We start from the raw sequence: 20,956 nt of genomic DNA on the forward strand, positions 1-20,956 counted from the left end.
AGGACCACTGAATTTTTTTATCTATGCATTAACCTTGTGATTATCATTCTTCATTACTGCATTCATAACCGGAACCATAAGAGCTGCCGCAATAATGCCCTGGAGAGGAGGAATGCCTATACCGAACTTGTTGGTCAAATAAGCAACAAGTGTTCCGATGAGGTAAGCAGCAAGGTTAGCCACTCGAACGGACTTGAACTCGACCTTATTTATATTTGGAATATTTCCCTTCCAAACGAAAAGGTAATCGCCTATGATGGTACCGCCGAGCGGAGGAATAAATATTCCAAGCGCAACCAAAAAGGGTATGAAGAAGTTGTATACTCCTGTTACTGCAAGGACTGTTGCTATGGCAACACCCCCTATTATAAAAGGCTTCTTGTCGCTCTTGTTGAAAAATTCTGATCCTGCCACACCAAAGGCATATGCTGCTGCATCGTTGGTAGTCCAGATATTGATTGTCAATATTACTAAAGCAAAGAAAACGATGCCCATCTGCATAAATACTTCTACTATATCAGGAAGCTGGAAAGCTATAGCACCGATACCGCCGGCAAATATCATAAGGCCGTTGCCGAAGAAAAAGGCCAGCAATGCTGCTATGAAGCTGACTTTTGCACTCTTCGCAAATCTGGACCAGTTAGCTACCTGTGTACCGGCTGATGCAAAGGTGCCCACTATGATTGTAAGGGCTGTGGTCATAGCCATTGGCTCTCCTGAGGGTGCTATTGCAGCTAGGGCTGCCCAGGAACCTGCTTTTTGAATACCGAGGATGGGTGTCCATATAGTAAGTATGAGTATGAGAGGTATTGCAATATAGGATACTATTTCCATAGCTTTAAACCCGTATACTGCAGTTATGCCCATGACTATACACCAGAACAATGTCCAAAATATAAAGGAATTAGGCATATTGAGAGCTTTAACAAATATCTCTGCAACATATGCGGCAGAAACAGCGTACCAGCCCAGCTGGGTTCCTCCCAATAAAAAGCTGGCCCATTTAGAACCTGCTGTTCCAAGGGTATAACGAGAGAGAAGAACCGAAGTCAAACCTGATTTTGTACCGATAACAGACATAATTGCTACATAGAGACCAAGAATCAGATTCCCTATAACCATAGCCTGCAAGAATTTGTTCAGACCGAATGAGGCAGCTACTTGCCCGCCTGCAACCATTGTAGGGCTAAAGAAGGTTAGTCCTAACAAAACGGCTGAGAGAGGAAGAAGGCCGACTCTAGCGCTTTGAGGCACGTGGTCTAATGGATAATCCTTGTCGATGTTTTGATCCTGGTTTTGGTTTTTGTTTTGTCCCATCATTAAACCTCCTAAATTTCGTCATATGAAACTATGATTTATTAATATGAAATTGATATATATATTCTATATTTTTTTAAAATATCCTTTTTTCCAACATAAATTTTTATCATTTTTTTAACCCATAAAAAATATAAATTTGCCTTGCAATTTGAACGAGACTTCATTCAGAGGGGGATTCAACCCCCACTGAATGTTAGTTCAGTGATAAACTTTCAAGTTTCTGGGAAGGCTTCTAATGGAAGCCGCATTTGCCGATACAGCAGCTATAAGTAGAATGGTATGCATATCTGTACACGGATATGCATACCATTTATATATTCCGCTATAGTAAAATAGCATCCATGTATATACTATACGTGACTATACATGGATGCTATTGCTTATGAAGCCTCGATCAACGAGCAATAAAAAAGCAATGGCAGTTTGATTTGCCATTGCTTATCGAAACTTGATTATGCTTGAATCGTGCTATTACCCTTAACCTTGTGGTTGTCATTCTTTATTACTGCATTCATAACAGGGACCATAAGTGCTGCTACAATGATGCCCTGGAGAGGAGGAACGCCTATGCCGAATTTGTTTCCTAAATAAGCGGCGAGAGTTCCTAATAAATAAGCAACTATGTTGGAAATTCTGACACTTTTAAACTCCACATCTTTCATGTTCGGTATATTCCTCTTCCATGTGAAGATATAATCGCCTATGATGGTACCGCCAAGTGGAGGGATGAATATTCCGAGTGCGACCAAAAAGGGTATAAGGAAGTTATATGCTCCTGTTATTGCAAGGACTGTTGCTATGGCAACACCCCCTATTATAAAAGGCTTCTTGTCGCTCTTGTTGAAAAATTCTGAGCCTGCCACACCGAAGGCGTATGCCGCCGCATCGTTGGTAGTCCAGATATTGATCGTCAATATTATCATGGCAAAGAAAACGATACCCATCTGCATGAATACTTCAACCATGTCGGGCTGCTGAAAAGCTATCGCTCCCATGCCGCCGGCAAATACCATAAGGCCGTTGCCGAAGAAGAAGGCCAGCAAAGCTGCTATGAAGCTGACTTTTGCATTCTTGGCAAATCTGGACCAGTTGGTGACCTGTGTACCTGCCGATGCAAAAGTGCCCACTATGATTGTAAGAGCTGTGGTCATAGCCATTGGCTCTCCTGAAGGTGCTATTGCAGCTAAAGCTGCCCAAGAACCTGCTTTTTGGACACCTAATACCGGTACCCAAACGGTAAGTATCAGTATCAGCGGTATAGCTATATAAGATACTATCTCCATAGCTTTGAAGCCGTATACAGCGGTAATTCCCATTACTACGCACCAGAATATGGCCCAGAATATATATGAGTTGGGCATGTTGAGAGCCTTTACAAAAATTTCTGCAACATATGCGGCAGAAACGGCGTACCAGCCCAGCTGCGTGCCGCCCAGCAAGAAGCTGGCCCATTTGGAACCGCCAGTTCCAAGAGTATAACGAGATAATAGAACTGAAGTCAAACCTGTTTTAGTACCGATAACAGACATAATTGCAACATAGAGACCAAGGACCAAGTTTCCCAGAATCATGGCAGTCATGAATTTGTTCAGACCGAATGAGGCAGCTACTTGCCCGCCTGCAACCATTGTAGGGCTGAAGAAGGTTAGTCCTAACAAAACGGCTGAGAGAGAAAGAAGGCCGACTCTAGCGCTTTGAGGCACATGATCTAATGGATAATCCTTATCATGGTTTTGATTCTGATTTTTGTTTTCACCCATCATTAAACCTCCTCGTTTTCATAATATGAAAGTATATTTGTGGGATATGAAATTAATTTATATATTCTATATTTTCGTAAAATTTCCTCTTTTTTTGTGAAAAATTTTTATAATATTTTACTGCATATATTGATTAACTTTTATTGAATATTTATGATAGTATAGTAATGATGTAATTCTTTTCAGTCTGTGAAATGGTAATTCGTGACTAAGAATTCAACCGCTCAGATAGATCGGTACGCATGGTGCAGATAAGCTTGTTGTGACCGCTTATGCTGATTTGCATTGCAGAGGGCTATGCAGTTTTAGCAATAGAAATGTGCCGGCACAACGAATGAAGTTTCGTTTAATATTGTTGATGAGAGGAGAAAAATCGATGACAAACAAAGCTGGCAACGGAGGCAGCGGGTTGATAAAATCTGTGCAAAAAAGCTTGAAGATACTTAAATATATAATAGATGCAGATGATGAGGTAAATCTTTCAGACATAGAAAAAGCATTGGGCTATAATGTAAGCACCGTTCATCATTTGTTGAAGACTTTGATGGAAGAAGGCTTTGTAAGCCAAAATAAGATCACCAGAAAATACGATATCGGTCCGGAGATATTTTTTGCATGGCTGGGAGGAAGAAAACCGGAAAATTATTTCTCCAGGGTGACTCCTATACTTGAGGAGTGTGTGCAGGAAACGGGGGAAACGACGAATCTGTTTATCAGAGATGATAATGAAGCAGTATGCATAACGGGTTGTGAATCCAAATATACTCTCAGGGCATTTCTTAAGATAGGAAGAAGGATTCCTCTTACCAGCACTGCTGCAGGTAAAGCTTTTTTAGTAAATTTGAGGCCCGAAGATCTTAAAAAATATCTTCCTAATACCTCAAAGGACCTGGAGAGGCTTTCAAAGGAACTGGAAGACTCAAGGGTAAGAGGCTATACTTTGGAGATTGAGGAATTTGAAGATATGATCACTGCTATAGGAGTCCCTGTAATTGATCATAACGGAAGAGTCATATGTGCCTTGTCTACAATTGCACCCAGTGTGAGAATAGATAAAGAAAAAATTGATCTCATATCAAAAGCATTGATCAATGCTTCTAATAGAATTACGGAAATAATGGAAGGAGTATTCTATTAGGGCTCAGGATTCAGAACTCAGAACTCAGGAATGCTAGGGTATTCCTAAGCGATATTGAACGAGACTTCATTCAGTGGGGGATTCAACCCCCACTGAATGTTAGTCGAGTCCATACTGGACTTAGCCGCCCTTTGGCACCCGCCGCCTATAGAGGCGGGGGACTTAGGGCGGGTTAGTTCAGTGTTAAAAATCCCTTATTGGTTTTGCCGATAAGGGATTTTTTAATAAAATATTTATAGATTAAAGCAGGATTTTTTTTAATCGGTATAGAATATAAAAAATAATATTTCGCGATGTAATATATAAATTTCATATAATGAAATGGAGGTTAAAAAATTGGATCTAATTATCCGAAATGCAAAGCTCAGAAATAAAGAAGGCTTATGGGATATAGGTGTAGAAAAAGGAAAGATCAAAGCCATAGCCAACCATTTGGAAGCAAAGGCTGCAGAGGAAATAGACGCAAACGGAAAACTTACGGTGCCATCATTTATTGATCCGCATATACATCTGGATAAGGTCAATATTGTTGAGGTAGTAAGACCTAATGTTACAGGCACCTTGAAGGAAGCCATAGAGATCATCTGGGACAAAAAAGCCAGATACACCATAGAGGATATTGTGGAAAGAGCCGGAGATGTTATTAGAAGAGGCGTTTTAAACGGTACCACAAGGATGAGGACCCACGTGGATGTGGACACGATAGGCGGACTAAAGCCATTAGAAGGCGTAATAGCTGCCAAGAATAAGTTTAAAGACATAATGGATATCGAAACTATAGCTTTCCCCCAGGAGGGAATAATCAAGGATCCGGGCTGCGAAAAGCTTATGTGGGAAGCTATGGGGATGGGAGCGGACATTGTAGGCGGTATGCCTGCCAATGAAAATACGCCGGACGACAGCAGAAAACACGTAGAGATATGCTTTGATATAGCAGAGAAATACAATGCAGATGTTGATATGCACGTTGATGAAACCGATGATCCATTCTACAGAACTTTGGAAATCCTTGCAGATGAGACGATAAAAAGAGGCTGGCAGGGAAGGGTTACAGCAGGCCATACCTGTGCTCTTGCAGCCTATGACGATCACTATGCCGGCTATGTTATAGAAAAGGTCAAAAAAGCAGGCATCAACATGATCACAAACCCGGTAACAAACTTGGTTCTCCAGGGCAGGAACGATAAGCAGCCCATAAGGCGCGGTATCACCAGAGTGAAAGAACTTCTGGCAGCAGGCGTGACAGTAAGCTTTGGGCAGGATTGCGTCAAGGATACCTTCTATCCTTTCGGAAGCGCAGACATGCTTCAGGTTGCATTGGTAACGGCGCACGCAGCCCAAATGACTCTGCCTCATGAAATCGAGAAGGTGTTTGACATGATAACCTGTGATGCAGCCAAGATATTGAGGCTGGAAAACTACGGCCTGGAAGAAGGCAAAGATGCAGACATAGTCATACTTGATGCTCTGACAATAAATGATGCAATAAGACTTCAACCGTCAAGATTATATGTGATCAAAGGCGGAAAAGTTATAGCTAAAAATGAATACAAAAGGGAATTAACTATATAAAAAGAATGCGATAAATGAAAGTAATGGAACGGAAAACACGGATTTAATCAGTGTTTTCCGTCCCCATATTTTATTTGAAGCGATGTGCTTTTGTACAAATTTTGGAGGTGAAGAAATGACATTTAGGTCTATAGGCAAAAATTGCACCAGAAACGACGGAGTAGAAAAAACTACAGGAAGGGCCATATTTGTAGCAGACATGAAATTCCCCGGGATGCTTCATGCCAAGGTGCTTCGTTCACCTTATGCCCACGCGAACATCAAGGGTATAGACATAAGTGAGGCATTAAAACAACCGGGGGTATTTGCTGTATTGACAGGAGAGGATGTACCGGGTCCTTTTGGAGGCGCTATCGCCGATCAATATCCCATTGCAAAAGGCAAGGTTAGGTTCGCCGGGGAACCGGTAGCTGTGGCGGTAGCTGTCAGCGAGAGAGTTGCCCATGAAGCCTTGAAGCTTGTAAAAGTCGATTATGAGCCCCTGCCCTTCGCGATATATCCCAAGGATGCGATAGCAGAAGGGGCGCCTATCATTCATGAAAAGCTCATGGAATATCGAGTTGCACCTTATGTAAACCCGGTTGGCAAAAACATATACCAGCATTTTAAGATCAGAAAAGGAGAAGTGGAAGAAGCCTTTAAAAATGCGGATGCAGTAGTAGAAGGAGAAACATGGTTTCCATATATCCACCATGTTCAGCTGGAGCCCCACTGCGCAGTAGCTCAGTATAATTTAGACGGCTCCATGACAATGTATTCGACTACCCAGGCTCCTTTCGTAGTTCAAAACTGCATCAGAGAACTTCATGAGCTTCCCCTGAGCAAGATCCAGGTAATAGCTCCTTATATAGGCGGAGGCTTTGGAGGCAAATCAGACATAACCATTGAGGCTCTTGTCTCTTGTTTGGCAAAGGCTGTGCCAGGGAGATTCGTAAGATTGCTGCTCACCAGAGAGGAAATGTTTATAGGAACTAACCTGGGAAGAGGAGGCTACTGCAAATATAAGGTGGCAGTTTCCAAAGAGGGAAAAATACTGGGCATGACAGGCGAAAGCTATCTCGGCAGCGGCGGAAACGCAGAATATGCCGTAAACGTGGTCACCGGCATGGGACTTGCGGGAACAGGGCCTTACGAGGTGCCGAACCTCAAGCTGGATGTATATGGTGTATATACCAATGTTCCTCCTATCGGAGCTTCAAGAGGTTATGGACATCCGGAAGTGCATCTGGCTGTAGAAAGACTGCTTGAAAAGGCAGCTCAAAAGATAGGTATGGATCCTGTAGAATTCAGGCTCAAGAATCTTTTGGGAGAAGGCAAGGTCAATGGAATAGGCCAGGTGATGAAGCATCACAACGGCAATGTTGTTCTTTGCGCACAAAAGGTGGCTGAGGAGCTATATAAAAATCCTAAGCCGGATAAGGGTGAGAATATACTGGTGGGAAGAGGCTTCACAGCCTATATGAAAACTCCCTGCATGCCAAGCAACGTGCAATCCAGTGTTCTCATAAAGCTCAATTCCGACGGGACTGTAACTCTTGCTACAGGCGCAATAGAAATGGGACAGGGAACTTATACTACTTTAGCGCAAATCACTGCTGAAGCTTTAAATATACCTTTTGAAAAAGTTAATGTGACAAATAAGGTTGATACTCTGATATCGCCCTACGAATGGCAAACAGTTGCCAGCCACGGCACCTGGGGCACAGGCAATGCCATACTTCTTGCCGCAGAAGATCTAAAAAGAAAGCTGAAAGAATCGGCGGCAACAGTGTTTGGTACAAAAGCTGAGAACATCACATTGGATGAAGATAAGCTTATTTACAATGGTAAGATCCTGAAATGGAGCGATTTAGCCCTGGGCTATAAGAATCCGGACGGCTCTGCACTTACAACCCCTGTAATGGGTGAGGGCCACTTCGTGGCAAAAGGCGTACAGAATCCGGATCCTGAGACAGGACAAGGAAATGCAGCCGCCGACTGGACCTTCGGCTCTGTAGGAGTTGAGCTGGGCATAGATAAAACCACGGGAGAGGTCCATCTATACAGGCTTCTGAATACCATAGATGCAGGCACAATAATCAATCCCCAAATGGCTCGAGATCAGGTTCTGGGTGCAATGACCATGGTATTGGGCTCAAGCCTGACGGAAGGTCTGGTATTCTCCGAAGACAAGGGGAAAATAAGAAATAACAATCTGGTAGACTATAAGATAATGGGAATAGAAGATATGCCTGATGAAATATTGATAGACTTTGTTCAGACCCCGGAGGAATCAGGCCCGTACGGAGCAAAGGGACTCGGAGAACATGGCACTGTATCGGTAGCACCGGCGATTTTAAATGCCGTATATGATGCTACAGGCAAGGACTTCTATGAGCTTCCCGTAACTGCGGAAAAAATCCTCAAGGCATTGGAAGGGGGAGAATAATATGATACCTAATGTTGAATATATAAAACCGAAAACCTTGGAAGAAGCCTTCCCACTGTTGGGAAAGGAAGGAACGGTAGCCTTAGCCGGAGGTACGGATGTGGTTGTAAACCTCAGAGAGGAAAAGCTCCACCCTCAGCTTCTGGTGGATCTTAAAGGTCTTAAAGAATTAAAGGGCATAAGGGAGATTCCTGAAGGTATCTGGATCGGTGCCTTGGAGCCTGTTCAAAAAGCAGTAGAGCATCCCCTGATAGCTCCTTATACAGCATTGGTAGAGGGAGGAGGCTCTATAGGCTGCCTGGAAATCCGCTACAGGGCAACAATAGGAGGCAACATCTGCAACGGCTCGCCCAGTGCGGATTCGGTGCCCGGACTTCTGCTCTATGATGCTAAGGTAATAATAGCCTCTAAGACCGGTGAAAGAACAGCAAGCCTGGAATCCATCCTTTTGGGACCGGGCAAGGTGGATCTGAAAAAAGGCGAGATATTGAAGGGAGTAATCCTTCCTAAAGCGAAGGAAGGCTCTAAGAGCAAATACTTCAGAAGAACAAGGGTAAAAGGTATGGACCTTTCGGGAGTAAGCGTGGCAGTATATACCGAAAGCCCGGGCATAGAAGGCAAAAGCGATATAAGGATAGCTCTGGGTGCGGTGATGCCTACAGTTGCAAGAGGAAGAAAGGGAGAAGCGATATTAGCCGGCAAGAAGTTGACCGATGAGCTCCTTGAAGAAGCAATAAATGAAATATTAAAGGACGTAAACCCGAGAAAGGGAAGCCTGAGAGCCGAGCCCGAATACAAAAAGAAAATGGTAGCTGTGCTAATCAAAAAAGCCTTATCTGAAATGAATGGGGGTGCCTTCTGTGAAGCATAGCATAAAAGTAAAAATAAACGGTCAGCTGTATCTGGAGGAAGTAGAGACAGGCATGACTCTCCTGCAGTTTATAAGGGATGAGATTGGATATACGGGAACAAAGACAGGCTGTGAAAACGGCGAATGCGGGGCCTGCACTGTCATAATGGACGGAGACCCGGTAAGAGCCTGCCTCATACTGGCTGTTGAAGCAGACGGCGCTGATATAACCACGGTTGAAGGATTATCGGAAAAGGATAAGCTCCACCCGTTGCAGCAAAGCTTCATAGAGACCGGAGCTGCTCAATGCGGCTTCTGTACGCCGGGCATGCTTATGGCGGGCAAAGCGCTGCTGGACAAAAAATCAAATCCCAGCGATAAGGACATAATGGATGCATTAGGCGGACATCTATGCAGATGCACAGGCTATAAATCCATCAGCAAGGCTGTAGAAATAGCAATCGAAAAGAATAAATAATGGTATAAAACTGAATAAGATAGAATAGGACAAAAGACCTGGCTTCTTTTGTCCTATTTTGCGTTTTATACGGCTATGCTCCAAAATTCAAGAAAGATTATGTTTGACTTTAGAATAGACCTTCTGATATAATATTTTCCCCCAATTTGACACATCATATAATATATGATAAAATATTAGATGTTGGGAAGGAAGGTGATTTTTTTATGGCCTCAAAAAACAGCCTATCCCTCATCAAAAGGAACGTTGACATACATGTAGGGGAAAGAGTGGTGCTTAAAGCCAATAAGGGTCGAAAGAGAATATCTGTTAGGGAAGGAATCATTGAAAAAACTTATCCTAGCATATTCGTGGTTCGAATAGATGGTGATGTTACCGAAGACGCAGGCAGAGCGGTTTCCTATAGTTATTGCGACATTCTTACTAATTCGATTGAAGTTTTCCTTCACAAGGACAATATGAAAATAGGATGTATGTAAATAAACGACTCCAGCAGGAGTCTTTTATTTTTTTGAACGGCCATATATTGAATATGATCTGCAATATATAATATAATGAAACTATAATTTTTGATTGGAAGAAGGGCTAACATGCCTTATGAAATACCGATAGATATCAAAAAGGAAATAGAAGACATATTTTATCCAATGGTAAAAATCCGCAGCGATACTAACACGGCTCATGAAAAGAAGATGGAATATTTTTTTATGAATTTTTTCGAACAGCTGGAGTATTTTAAGAATAATAAAGAGCACTACGGCACTTATCCTATAAAAGGAGACAGCTTGAATAGATCCGTCTCCTGGGGACTTGTAAAAGGCTATGGAGCCGATACAATAGTGCTTATAAACCATAATGATGTGGTGGATATTGAAGATTTCAAAACACTCAAGGACTATGCCTATTCGCCCGGAGAATTGGAGGTTGAGCTCCAAAAAATAAGAGGCAAATTTTCTGCTGAAGTTCGAGAAGATCTTGAGAGCGGGCAATACATATTCGGTAGGGGCACCGCGGATATGAAAGCGGGAGCCTCGATCCAGCTTTCACTGCTAAAAAGATACTCATCAACGAAAAACTTAAAAGGCAATATACTATTCCTATCCGTACCCGATGAAGAAAATATCTCGGCAGGCATGCGCAGCGCTGTCGAATTATTGGACAACCTGAAGCAGAATTTTCATCTCCATTATGTGATAACCATAAATTCTGAACCGCACCAAAGGATTGATAAAGATACCGGCATAATTTATGAAGGCTCTGTGGGAAAGCTGATGCCTTTTATTTACGTCCGCGGTTCTTTGTCCCACGCAGGAAAAGTATTTGAGGGCTTCAATCCCGTGAGCCTTTTAGCGCTCATCATCAATAAAACAAATCTCAATCTCGAGTTATCCGATTCCATATCGGGCGAAGCTTCTCCTCCTCCTACCTGGCTTAGCATCAGGGACAGCAAAACCCACTATGATGTATCCATGCCCCTTAGTGCGTATGGCTATTTGAGCGTGCTCACCCTAAACAAGGAGCCCTCTGAAGTTTTGAAAAAAATAAAGGAAATATGCCATGAAGCTTTTGCTGAATTGATAGAAGATATGAACGTGAAATATAAAATATTTGCTGAAAGAAAAAATAAAAGCTTTGCCATGCTGCCATGGGAGGCAAAGGTTGTTACATATAAAGAGCTTTATGATGAAGCTTATGATAACTATGGCGGCAAGTTTTTAAAGGATTATAAATCCATTCTGGAGGAAGCGGAGAGAAAGGTCAAAGCCGGAGAAAGCTCTATAGCTGATGTAAATTTTTATTTGGTTGAAGAGATATATAATTATATAAATGATCTGGCTCCAAGGATTGTTATCGGTCTTGCTCCCCCATATTACCCGAATGTATCAAATATGAATATTAAAAATTTAGAGGATAGATGCAAGAATCTTTCCCGGAAAATCAGGGATTTTTCTCTGGAGAGCTTTGGACAGCCCTATATAAAGGAAAATTATTTTACGGGCATTTCCGATTTGAGCTATACCTATATAGAAAATGCGGATGCTGTAGCCCATAGTCTGGAAGGTAATATGCCTCTTTACGGAACTTTATACAGCATTCCCTTGGATAAGATTCAAAACATATCCATGCCTTGCCTCAACATCGGTCCCTGGGGTAAGGATTTACACAAGCTTACGGAAAGAGTGCTGAAGGAAGATCTGTTTTATAAGACCCCCAGGATACTGCACTATGTGATATCTTTATTGCTGGAATGGTAGAGGAATTATTGATGCTGTGTTGAATCCTATAATTGAATCATTAATAAAAGCATGAACGAGGTTGGTTGAATTGCTGAGAAGATATGTTGAGCAGATTTTAGGCATTTATAATTATATCGACGGTTTGGTCGTTGCAAACAAAAAAGGTATAATAGAATATTTTATTACATACAGGCCCGATGTAAATAAGCTTAAGGAGGAAGATGTAGTAGGAAAGCATATTTTGGATGTCTACCCTGAGCTTACGCCCGAAACGAGCAGCATAATGAGAGTCCTAAAGGATGGGAAGCCTATATTTAATGAAATGCAGCATTTGACAACCAATAAGGGTCAATCTTTTTACGCAGTCAATTCAACGATGCCCATAGTCTCTGGCGAGGATATCATTGGTGTTGTTGATGTATCAAGATATCTGGAACCTGAAGCTCAAAGACAAAATATAACGATAGCATTTAAGGATAACGCGTTAACCAAGGGCAAAGATGAACTCTATTGCCTGGACGATATAATTACAAATGATAATATGATGCTTGAGATAAAGGACAAAATTTTAAAGATATCTAAAACTAATTCCTCCGTACTTGTGTATGGAGCAACAGGCACGGGTAAAGAACTTGTAGCTCAGTCTATTCACAGGCATAGTGATAGATGCGATATGCCCTTTGTATCACAAAACTGTGCTGCTATACCGTCTACGCTGTTAGAGAGCATACTGTTTGGTACGGTAAAAGGAAGCTATACAGGAGCAGAAAACAAAACAGGCTTATTTGAAGTGGCTCATGGCGGAACTCTTTTCCTGGATGAGATAAATTCTATGGAAATAAGTGTGCAAGCTAAAATTTTAAAAGCTATAGAAGAGAAAAAAATACGGAGAGTAGGCGGGCTTGACTATATTAATATAGATGTAAGAATAGTATCCGCAGTAAATGAAGATCCTCATAAAGCTATTAAAGAAGGCCGGCTCAGGGAAGACCTATTCTATAGGCTTGGTGTTGTGCAGATTAATCTCCCAAGTCTGAAGGATAGAAGAAGAGATGTAAAGCTGCTGACAGGATATTTTATTGATAAGTACAATAGACAGATGGGCCGCAGAATAATTGGTATAAGTGAAAAAGCTGAGGAAATATTTAATAGTTATTCCTGGCCGGGCAATGTGAGAGAGTTAAAAAACGTTATTGAAGGCGCTTTTAATCTGACCTCTGGAAATCTGATACAAGAAAAAGACTTGCCGGATTATTTGCTGAACAGAGATAAGGAATATGAAGGAAGGATCGAAGGCGTGCTGGGCAAAGTTCCTCTGAATAGTATGGTAGAAGATTTTGAAAAGAAAATTATCGAAATAGCTTTGGGAAAGACAAATAGCATGGTTGAAGCTGCTAAGCTTCTTAGAATATCAAAACAGCTTTTGAAATATAAAATAGATAAGTATGGATTATAGCTTATGGTTGTTACTTGAGTAAAAAATTGGAGTAAAATAAATTTTACTAATGTGTAAAATTTATTTTACTCCAATTTTCTGTATAAAAGAAAGCTATTCGATAAAAAAACTGTAAATGAGTAAAATCAGGGCACTAGCAGAATGGAGAATATTCAGACGATTTGGCATGGATGTTGCTTTAAATATTTATAAAGACTATTCTACTAAATATTTGATTATCAGAGGAGGAATTGATATGAGTCCATGTGCCAAGAAATTTGATATTGATGCCATCCCAGGAGAGAGATGGTTTCCAAAGGAGACATCCTTTGAAGAGGATATGCAGCTTTACTGGGGTGATTGGGGAGTAGCCTCGGAGGTTGATGATTTAAAAGCAGTTTTGATGAGAAGACCCGGCAAGGAAATCGAGAATTTTGACTATAAGGAGGTTAGGTTCAAGGAGCCAATCAATGTAGAAAAGTTCAGACAGCAGCATGATAATTTAGCTCAAATTTACAGAGATCATGGAGTTAAAGTATATTATGTTGAAAACCAAAGGGAGGACAGGCCCAATGCTCTATTTATGAGAGATTTGATCTTTATGACTCCCGAAGGAGCCATAGTGACCAGGCCTGCAATGGCTGCAAGGAGAGGCGAAGAGAGATATGTGGCGGAAGCACTAGCTAAGATTGGAGTACCCATCGTAAGGACCATAAATGGCGGCGGAACCTTTGAAGGCGCCATGGGCATGTGGGTAGACAGGCATACGGTTATTTTAGCTACAGGCTGCAGGACAAACAGGGACGGTTATGAACAGGTAGAATATGAATTAAGAAGAATGGGCGTTACTGATATCATCCCTATGCAAATTCCTTACGGACATGCCCATATAGATGGATTGCTTAATTTAGCAAGCCATGATACAGCTATGATACATGCTTCCCAGGTTCCTTATGATGTATGTGATGCTTTGAAGAAAAAAGGGATAAAACTTCTTGAGGCACCTTCCCAGACTGAAGCAAAAGAGACTTTAGGGGTTAATTTTGTAGCTGTCAAACCTGGTCTGGTAATACAACCTGAAGGGAATCCCAGATGCAAGGAATTGCTGGAGAAGAACGGCATAGAAGTAATTTCTATAGATTTTTCCGAGATATTAAAGGGCTGGGGAGCCATTCACTGCACTACAGTATTTTTGAAGAGAGGGTAATATATACACTGCAGCATTTTCAACAATAAGTTAATAAGGAGGGATTGAGCATGTACAATGTAGAAGCCGGTATTTTAAAAGATATATCTTATGAAAAAGTGTATGAACATTTGGACTTTCTTGTAAACGATATTGGCGAAAGACAATCGGGCACTGAAAAGCTTAAGAAAGCAGCGCAGTATATAAATCGTGAATTGGAATCTTATGGACTGAAATCAAGAATAGATAAGTTCCCAATGTATAATAGCTATCCTGTAAAAGCTGAATTGAAGGTATTGTATCCTGAAGACAAAATCATTGCAGCTGAGCCTGTATGCCACATTACTTCAACATTACAAGAAGGCGTTGAGGGAGAACTGATTTATGCGGAAAACGGCGGCTATGAGGATTATAAGCATAAAGACATCAGAGGTAAGATTATTTTGACTGATATGACCTGGAGTCCCGGCAGACCGGAAAAAGCAAGAATAGCTTATGAACTGGGTGCTAAAGCTTTAATCATAATGAACTGGGGCCCTAAAGAAGATAATCCGGTTATACAGATGGGAGGGGTTAAATCCCAATGGGGAAACCCTACACCGGATACAATAAAGGAGATGCCTCTTATACCGGTTCTTAGCATCACCCGTCAGGCAGGAGAATACTTGAGAGAATTATGCATAAATAAGGATGCCGTTAAGGTTTGGTTTAGAGCAGAAGCTACAAGGGAATGGGTTGAAGCTAATCAACCCATGGGGGTTCTGAACAGCGAAAAAGAAACAGATGAATTCATTTTGATAGGCAGCCACATTGACGCCTGGGGTAAAGCGGCAATATGTAATTCATCCGGAAATGCGTTGCTTCTTGAGCTTGCAAGAGTATTTTCACTTCATAGAAGCTATTTAAAAAGAAATATTATTTTTGCGTTTTGGGATGGCCATGAAGTTGCTGAATGCGGAGGTTCCGCCTGGTTTGTTGACAATTATTGGGATAAAATAGTCAATAAATGCGTGGCTTATATAAATGTAGATAATATAGCCATTAAAGGCACTTCTGTTCCGGGAGTGGAGAGTGTAAGCGAAGTAAGAAGATTTACTTTGGATATTATCAAAGAAATCTGGAAGGTTGACGGAAAATGGAATTGGGCATACAAAGGCGGTGGAGATTCTTCTTTCTTCGGCATTGGCGTGCCATACATATCTTTTGCTACGGAATATACGGAAGAAAAATTAAAAGATTTAAATTATGCCTTTTATAGCCCTTGGCTCCACAGCAATGAAGATACTATCGACAAGATAGATAAAGATTTATATATCAAGCATTTTGAATTCTTTGCAGCCTTGCTTATCAGGCTCTGCAATCAAAACATAATTCCTTATAACATTGTTGATATTGCAAATGAGGTTAAAGAAAAATTAGACAAGGTCATAGGATTGGGCGGTAAAGCAGCAGATGCGGAATTGGAAAAGCTAAAAGAAATTTCTATGGATTTTTATGACAGTGCCCTGGAGTTTTCCAAAGTGCAACCGTATATGGAACCTCAAATGATGAGAAGGTATAATGAAGCCTTGCTGAAAGTAACCGGGAAAATTTCTCCTGCCATAAGGTCCTATTCCGGAAGATATGGACAAGACCCGTGTTGCTACGTAATAGCGGAATACCCAATTCCTTGCTTATATTTTCCCATAAAGAAAATTTTAGAAGCCAAAGAAAACAATTCAATACATGAATATAATCTTTGGAAAACAAAGCTGCTAAAGGAAAAAAACAGAGTATATGATTCGATCAATGAAAGCATTGAGATAATTAATTCATTTGTTAGTGAGTATAAAAAATAAAATGGGGGTACGGCAATGAATAAAAGAACTAATTTTATAATTATGTTGTTTTTATTGACTGCGATGTTGATCATAACACCGGCTTTCGCAGACGGCGAAAGCGATCCCAATTATGGCATATTGACATTAGTTCCTGCCATCTTGATAATTGCATTGGCCTTTACAACGAGAAATGTGGTTTTATCGCTATTTATCGGCATTTTAACCGGCTCGGTTATAATGAATAAAGGAAATATATTTCATGCGTTTTTAAGGGTTTGCGATACTTACATATTGGGTGAAGCGACCGATTCATGGAACGCGGCTTTGATTATTTTCATATTCGGAATAGGCGGATTAGTTTCATTGATGATGAAAATGGGGGGCATGCAAGCCATTGCCGAATCATTATCAAAAAAGGCAAATAGCGCTAAAGGAACTTTATTTATTACCTGGTTATTGTGTTTGATAATATTCTTTGAGGATATTGCAAGCAACTTGATTGTTGGACCTACTATGAGACCTTTAGCCGAAAAAACAAAAGTATCTACGGAAAAGTTGTCCTTTGTTCTCGATTCAACAGCTGCTCCGGTATCTGACATTGCTTTCATATCGACATGGATAGCATATGAAATAAGCATGATAAAGATGTCATTTGAAGCACTGAGCTTAGAAGTCAATGCCTATGATTTATTCGTAAAAAGCGTGCCTTATAGATTTTATAATCTTTTAGCTATAGCTTTCGTGTTGATACTTATTTTTATGAGAAGAGATTATGGACCTATGTATGAAGCGGAAAGAAGGGCAAGAAAAACAGGTAAAACAGTAGCTGATGGTGGCCATCCTATGATGTCCGAGGATAATGAATCAGTAAGCCCAAAAGAAGGGTCAAAGCTAAGCCCTTATAATGCAATAATCCCAATATTAGTTTTATTGACAGCGGTTGTGGCCGGACTTTGGTATAATGGCGGAGGTTTAAATGAGCCTTTTACTATAAATGGAATCAGAAATGCTTTTGGTAACGCAGATTCCTCAGTGGTAATTCTTTGGTCTGTAATGTTTACCACTGTCTTAACAGCCGTTATGGCAGTCGGCCAAAAAATCGCTACCATTAATGAAGCGATTGATATATGGCTAAGCGGTGCAAAAGGAATGTTTTTGACCAATACCATATTGATTTTGGCTTGGTCTTCGGGAGCGATTATGGGTGATCTGGGAACAGCCAAGTATATAATAGGGTTTGTAGGCGGTTCCATACCGGCTATGTTATTGCCGCTAATCCTATTTGGATTTGCATGTTTTTTGGCATTTGCTACAGGAACATCGTTCGGCACAACAGGTATTATGATGCCTATAGCAATCCCTTTAGTCATGTCATATACGAATATGGAAGTGAATCATTTGGTTATAGCCGTGATCGGGGCAGTTACCTCAGGAGCTGTGTTCGGAGATCATTGCTCTCCTATTTCAGATACTACTATAATGTCTTCGATGGGAGCGGGTGCTGATCATATAGAACATGTCAGAACCCAACTGCCGTATGCATTTACTGTCGCAGCTGTTGCCGCTTTAGCAGGCTGCACTGTTGCAGGCTTCAATGGCCATCCCATAATATCGTATGTCATCGGGATAGCTGCACTCATAGCTATAGTGAGGTTTATCGGTAAGCCTGTAGATGAGGTGGAGGTTTATAACAGCGGCAAAATCAAAGAAGATGTAGTGTAAGAAATACTGAATGGCTATATTGTTAAGAGATATAGGTTTTTAAATAAGAGTCATTTCATATGGGCGATTGCCTGAAAGGCTATACGCCCATTTTGTTTTTATATAAAAGTCCATATAACAACGGTTCTTGAGGAAGAATTACATAAAAATTTTTATTCTTCACAATAAATTATTATACACTAAATGCATAAAGACTCTGATTGCTGGATCGGATAATGCATATAAAGACAAGGAGCATATTGATAAACTTTTCTCAATAAAGTTCGGACAAAGGGGGACCTCAAATAAATATACAGAAGGTTACATATAATAACGCCAAATACAATTTGTGTAAATTGCCCATGCTTGTTATAATATATTTTAGAGTATATACTTAATATTAAAAGTATTCTAAGTTCTGAAACTCCACAGATAATATTAAGCATACCGGTCATAAAGTAGTATAGAAAGGAGTAGATTAAATGGGTGATGACATAGACAGAGGCCTTTTGAATGTAACTTCTGAAATAGGAAAGTTAAAGGCCGTACTTCTTCATAAACCTGGCAAAGAGCTGGAAAGGCTTACACCTGAATATTTGAGACAGCTGTTGTTTGATGACATACCCTGGTTGAAGCAAATGAGAATCGAGCATGATGAATTTGCAGAGGTCCTTAGAAAAAGAGGTGCGCAGGTTCTTTATGTGGAAGATTTGCTGGCGGAGATTTTCGAAAATAAGCAAGTAAAGAAAAATTTTATCCATGACATGCTTAAACAGTGCAAAATCGATAATCCGGAGCTTCACCAGATAATATTTGACAACCTGAATGATAGAACTCCTGAAGAATTGGTTGAAGCGGCTATCGGAGGCTTGCAGAAAAAAGAAATAGAGGTTTCCGACAGGGAGTATAGCCTTACAGATTATATAGAGGCCCAGTATCCTTTGTACATCAATCCGCTTCCTAATCTATACTTTATGAGAGACCCCGCAGCAGTAATGGGAAATGGTATAAGCATAAACTCAATGTATACGGATGCGAGACGAAGAGAACCGATGCTCATAAAATACATATATGACAATCATCCTTTATTCAACAAAGATGAATCTCCCCTATGGTATGATCATACCATACCCCATAGCCTGGAGGGCGGAGACATGCTGGTGCTGAGCAAGGAAGTTGTAGCCATAGGCTGCAGTGAAAGAACTTCAGCCCAGGGCATAGAAATGCTGGCCAGAAATCTTTTCTCCGGCATGAAGGAGCTGAAGGAGGTTGTAGTGGTCAGAATACCGCCTTTGAGAGCCTTCATGCATCTTGATACGGTATTTACAATGGTGGATTACGACAAATTCACCATATATCCCGGAATCCAGGACAGAGTAGAGGTCTACAGCCTTGTCAGAGGTAAAAGCGGCAGGATTAACGTGATACCTGAAGCCGACTTGGTAGATACCTTGAAGAGATCCCTGGGAATTCCGTCCATAAAGCTTATAGAAAGCGGCGGAGGGGATGCCATAACCGCTGCAAGAGAACAATGGAACGACAGTACAAACACATTGGCCATAGCACCGGGAGTAGTCGTGACCTACAGCAGGAACGAAGCCTCCAATGAAGTGCTGAGGAAAAATGGCATAGAAGTTGTTGAAATAGACGGTTCCGAACTGGTAAGAGGGAGAGGCGGTCCAAGATGCATGAGCATGCCGCTGGCAAGAGAGGAAATATAAAATTAGGGTGTGCCGCTGGAGCTTTAGGGGAGCAGAAACCACATTTTGCAAATCTTTATGAAGCCCTGTGAGGTTTTGTGAAGCCACGTGAAGCTTTCAGGTTACTATAACCATAGACTACAGAGAAGAACTAAAACCGCGTGCCACGTATTAGGACCCAATAGTAATACCTAACAAAATACCAGAAGCTAGAAGCTAGAGGCCAGCGGCTGACCCAAGAGGAATACCATATAGATACATAAAAGGAGGAATATAAAATGGCGGTTAATTTAAAAGGCAGAAGTTTTTTAACTTTAATGGACTTTACTCCATCGGAAATCAGGTATATGCTGGATTTGGCCCATGATCTGAAAGCCAAAAAGAGGGCAGGCATATATAACTACCTTCTCAAGGGCAAAAATATAGTTCTTCTATTCGAGAAGACTTCAACCAGGACCAGATGCGCCTTTGAAGTTGCAGCTTTGGAAGAAGGAGCCCATGTTACGTATCTGGATCAAAACAGCTCTCAGATGGGTAAAAAGGAATCCTTGGAGGATACGGCGAAAGTATTGGGCAGATTCTATGACGGTATTGAATACAGAGGCTATAAGCAATCAGTAGTGGAAGATCTGGCTAAATATTCAGGAGTTCCGGTATGGAACGGCCTTACCGACATAGACCATCCGACTCAGATACTTGCGGATATGCTTACGATTGAAGAACACATCGCAAAACCCCTTAACAAAGTAAAGGTGGTATTTGTTGGAGATACAAGAAATAATATGTCCTATGCCTGGATGTATGGCTGTGCCAAGATGGGCATGCACTTTGTGGCGTTAGGACCAAAGGAATTATGGCCCAGTGAAGAAATGATGAAACAAGTAACAGAAGTTGCAAAAGAAACAGGCGCCGTCATCGAAGTTTCCGATGATGTGGATTTTGCAGTGAAAAATGCAGATGTGATATACACCGATGTATGGGCTTCCATGGGAGAAGAAGACAAGATACCGGAAAGAGTTAAGCTTCTTTCCCATTATCAGATAACCATGGATATGATAAATAAGACAAGCAATCCGGATGTTATTTTCATGCATTGTTTGCCGGCCTTCCATGATTTTGAGACCAAGATGGCTAAAGAAATGATGGACAAGGGCTACGATATCAGAGAAGTCACCGATGAAGTATTTCGCAGCAGGCATTCTGTAGTATTTGACGAAGCTGAAAATAGAATGCACACTATAAAGGCAGTCATCGTAGCGACATTGTAGTTAAATAATAAAGTATTTATTATATATGCACACTTTTTTATTAATAGTTCACAAAGGTAAAAG

General features: G+C 41.0%; 15 protein-coding genes. 13 read left to right on the top strand and 2 right to left on the bottom strand.

What is annotated here, in order from left to right:
- Nucleotides 1-21: 21 nt before the first annotated feature.
- Together codB (LJD61_RS05745) and codB (LJD61_RS05750) are read right to left on the bottom strand one after the other, a co-directional pair.
- Entirely contained in the window at nt 22-1,317 is a 1,296-nt protein-coding gene (gene codB / locus LJD61_RS05745; protein WP_255226563.1) for a cytosine permease, read from the bottom strand.
- Between the two features lie 455 nt (nt 1,318-1,772).
- Complete coding sequence (codB, locus tag LJD61_RS05750; RefSeq protein ID WP_255226564.1) at nt 1,773-3,080, bottom strand: cytosine permease; 1,308 nt, start codon at nt 3,078-3,080, stop codon at nt 1,773-1,775.
- A gap of 376 nt (nt 3,081-3,456) precedes the next feature.
- Here codB (LJD61_RS05750) and LJD61_RS05755 point away from each other — a divergent pair, with 376 nt between their 5' ends.
- The 13 genes from LJD61_RS05755 to argF all read left to right on the top strand — a co-directional run bounded on the left by LJD61_RS05755 (nt 3,457) and on the right by argF (nt 20,893).
- Entirely contained in the window at nt 3,457-4,218 is a 762-nt protein-coding gene (locus LJD61_RS05755) for an IclR family transcriptional regulator (protein ID WP_255226565.1), read from the top strand.
- A 336-nt stretch (nt 4,219-4,554) separates the two neighbouring features.
- Nucleotides 4,555-5,790, top strand: a complete 1,236-nt coding sequence (locus tag LJD61_RS05760) for an amidohydrolase family protein (protein ID WP_255226566.1) — start codon at nt 4,555-4,557, stop codon at nt 5,788-5,790.
- Between the two features lie 115 nt (nt 5,791-5,905).
- Nucleotides 5,906-8,218 carry a xanthine dehydrogenase family protein molybdopterin-binding subunit gene (locus tag LJD61_RS05765; protein ID WP_255226567.1) on the top strand — a complete coding sequence of 771 codons (2,313 nt, stop codon included), beginning with the start codon at nt 5,906-5,908 and terminating at the stop codon, nt 8,216-8,218.
- Between the two features lies 1 nt (nt 8,219).
- A complete protein-coding gene (locus LJD61_RS05770; protein ID WP_255226568.1) occupies nt 8,220-9,089 on the top strand; it encodes an FAD binding domain-containing protein in 870 nt (289 codons plus the stop codon).
- Nucleotides 9,079-9,546 carry a (2Fe-2S)-binding protein gene (locus LJD61_RS05775; RefSeq protein ID WP_255226569.1) on the top strand — a complete coding sequence of 156 codons (468 nt, stop codon included), beginning with the start codon at nt 9,079-9,081 and terminating at the stop codon, nt 9,544-9,546. Before LJD61_RS05770 ends, LJD61_RS05775 begins: the two co-directional genes overlap by 11 nt.
- Nucleotides 9,547-9,752: 206 nt before the next feature.
- Complete coding sequence (locus LJD61_RS05780) at nt 9,753-10,025, top strand: Veg family protein (protein WP_255226570.1); 273 nt, start codon at nt 9,753-9,755, stop codon at nt 10,023-10,025.
- A gap of 111 nt (nt 10,026-10,136) precedes the next feature.
- Nucleotides 10,137-11,801 carry a M20/M25/M40 family metallo-hydrolase gene (locus tag LJD61_RS05785; RefSeq protein WP_255226571.1) on the top strand — a complete coding sequence of 555 codons (1,665 nt, stop codon included), beginning with the start codon at nt 10,137-10,139 and terminating at the stop codon, nt 11,799-11,801.
- 70 nt (nt 11,802-11,871) lie between these two features.
- On the top strand, nt 11,872-13,239 hold the full coding sequence (locus tag LJD61_RS05790; RefSeq protein WP_255226572.1) for a sigma-54 interaction domain-containing protein: 1,368 nt from the start codon (nt 11,872-11,874) through the stop codon (nt 13,237-13,239).
- 235 nt (nt 13,240-13,474) lie between these two features.
- Nucleotides 13,475-14,425, top strand: coding sequence for a dimethylarginine dimethylaminohydrolase family protein (locus LJD61_RS05795; protein ID WP_255226573.1), 951 nt, complete (start codon nt 13,475-13,477; stop codon nt 14,423-14,425).
- A gap of 50 nt (nt 14,426-14,475) precedes the next feature.
- Nucleotides 14,476-16,242, top strand: a complete 1,767-nt coding sequence (locus tag LJD61_RS05800; RefSeq protein ID WP_255226574.1) for a M28 family peptidase — start codon at nt 14,476-14,478, stop codon at nt 16,240-16,242.
- Between the two features lie 15 nt (nt 16,243-16,257).
- Complete coding sequence (locus tag LJD61_RS05805) at nt 16,258-17,946, top strand: Na+/H+ antiporter NhaC family protein (RefSeq protein WP_255226575.1); 1,689 nt, start codon at nt 16,258-16,260, stop codon at nt 17,944-17,946.
- Between the two features lie 461 nt (nt 17,947-18,407).
- Nucleotides 18,408-19,646 (top strand): arginine deiminase, encoded by a 1,239-nt coding sequence (gene arcA / locus LJD61_RS05810; protein WP_255226576.1) that lies wholly within the window; start codon nt 18,408-18,410, stop codon nt 19,644-19,646.
- Between the two features lie 257 nt (nt 19,647-19,903).
- Nucleotides 19,904-20,893 (top strand): ornithine carbamoyltransferase, encoded by a 990-nt coding sequence (gene argF, locus LJD61_RS05815; protein WP_255226577.1) that lies wholly within the window; start codon nt 19,904-19,906, stop codon nt 20,891-20,893.
- Nucleotides 20,894-20,956: the final 63 nt, after the last annotated feature.

Origin of the sequence: Lutispora saccharofermentans (genome assembly GCF_024363565.1) — a bacterium.
Lineage (GTDB): Bacteria > Bacillota > Clostridia > Lutisporales > Lutisporaceae > Lutispora > Lutispora saccharofermentans.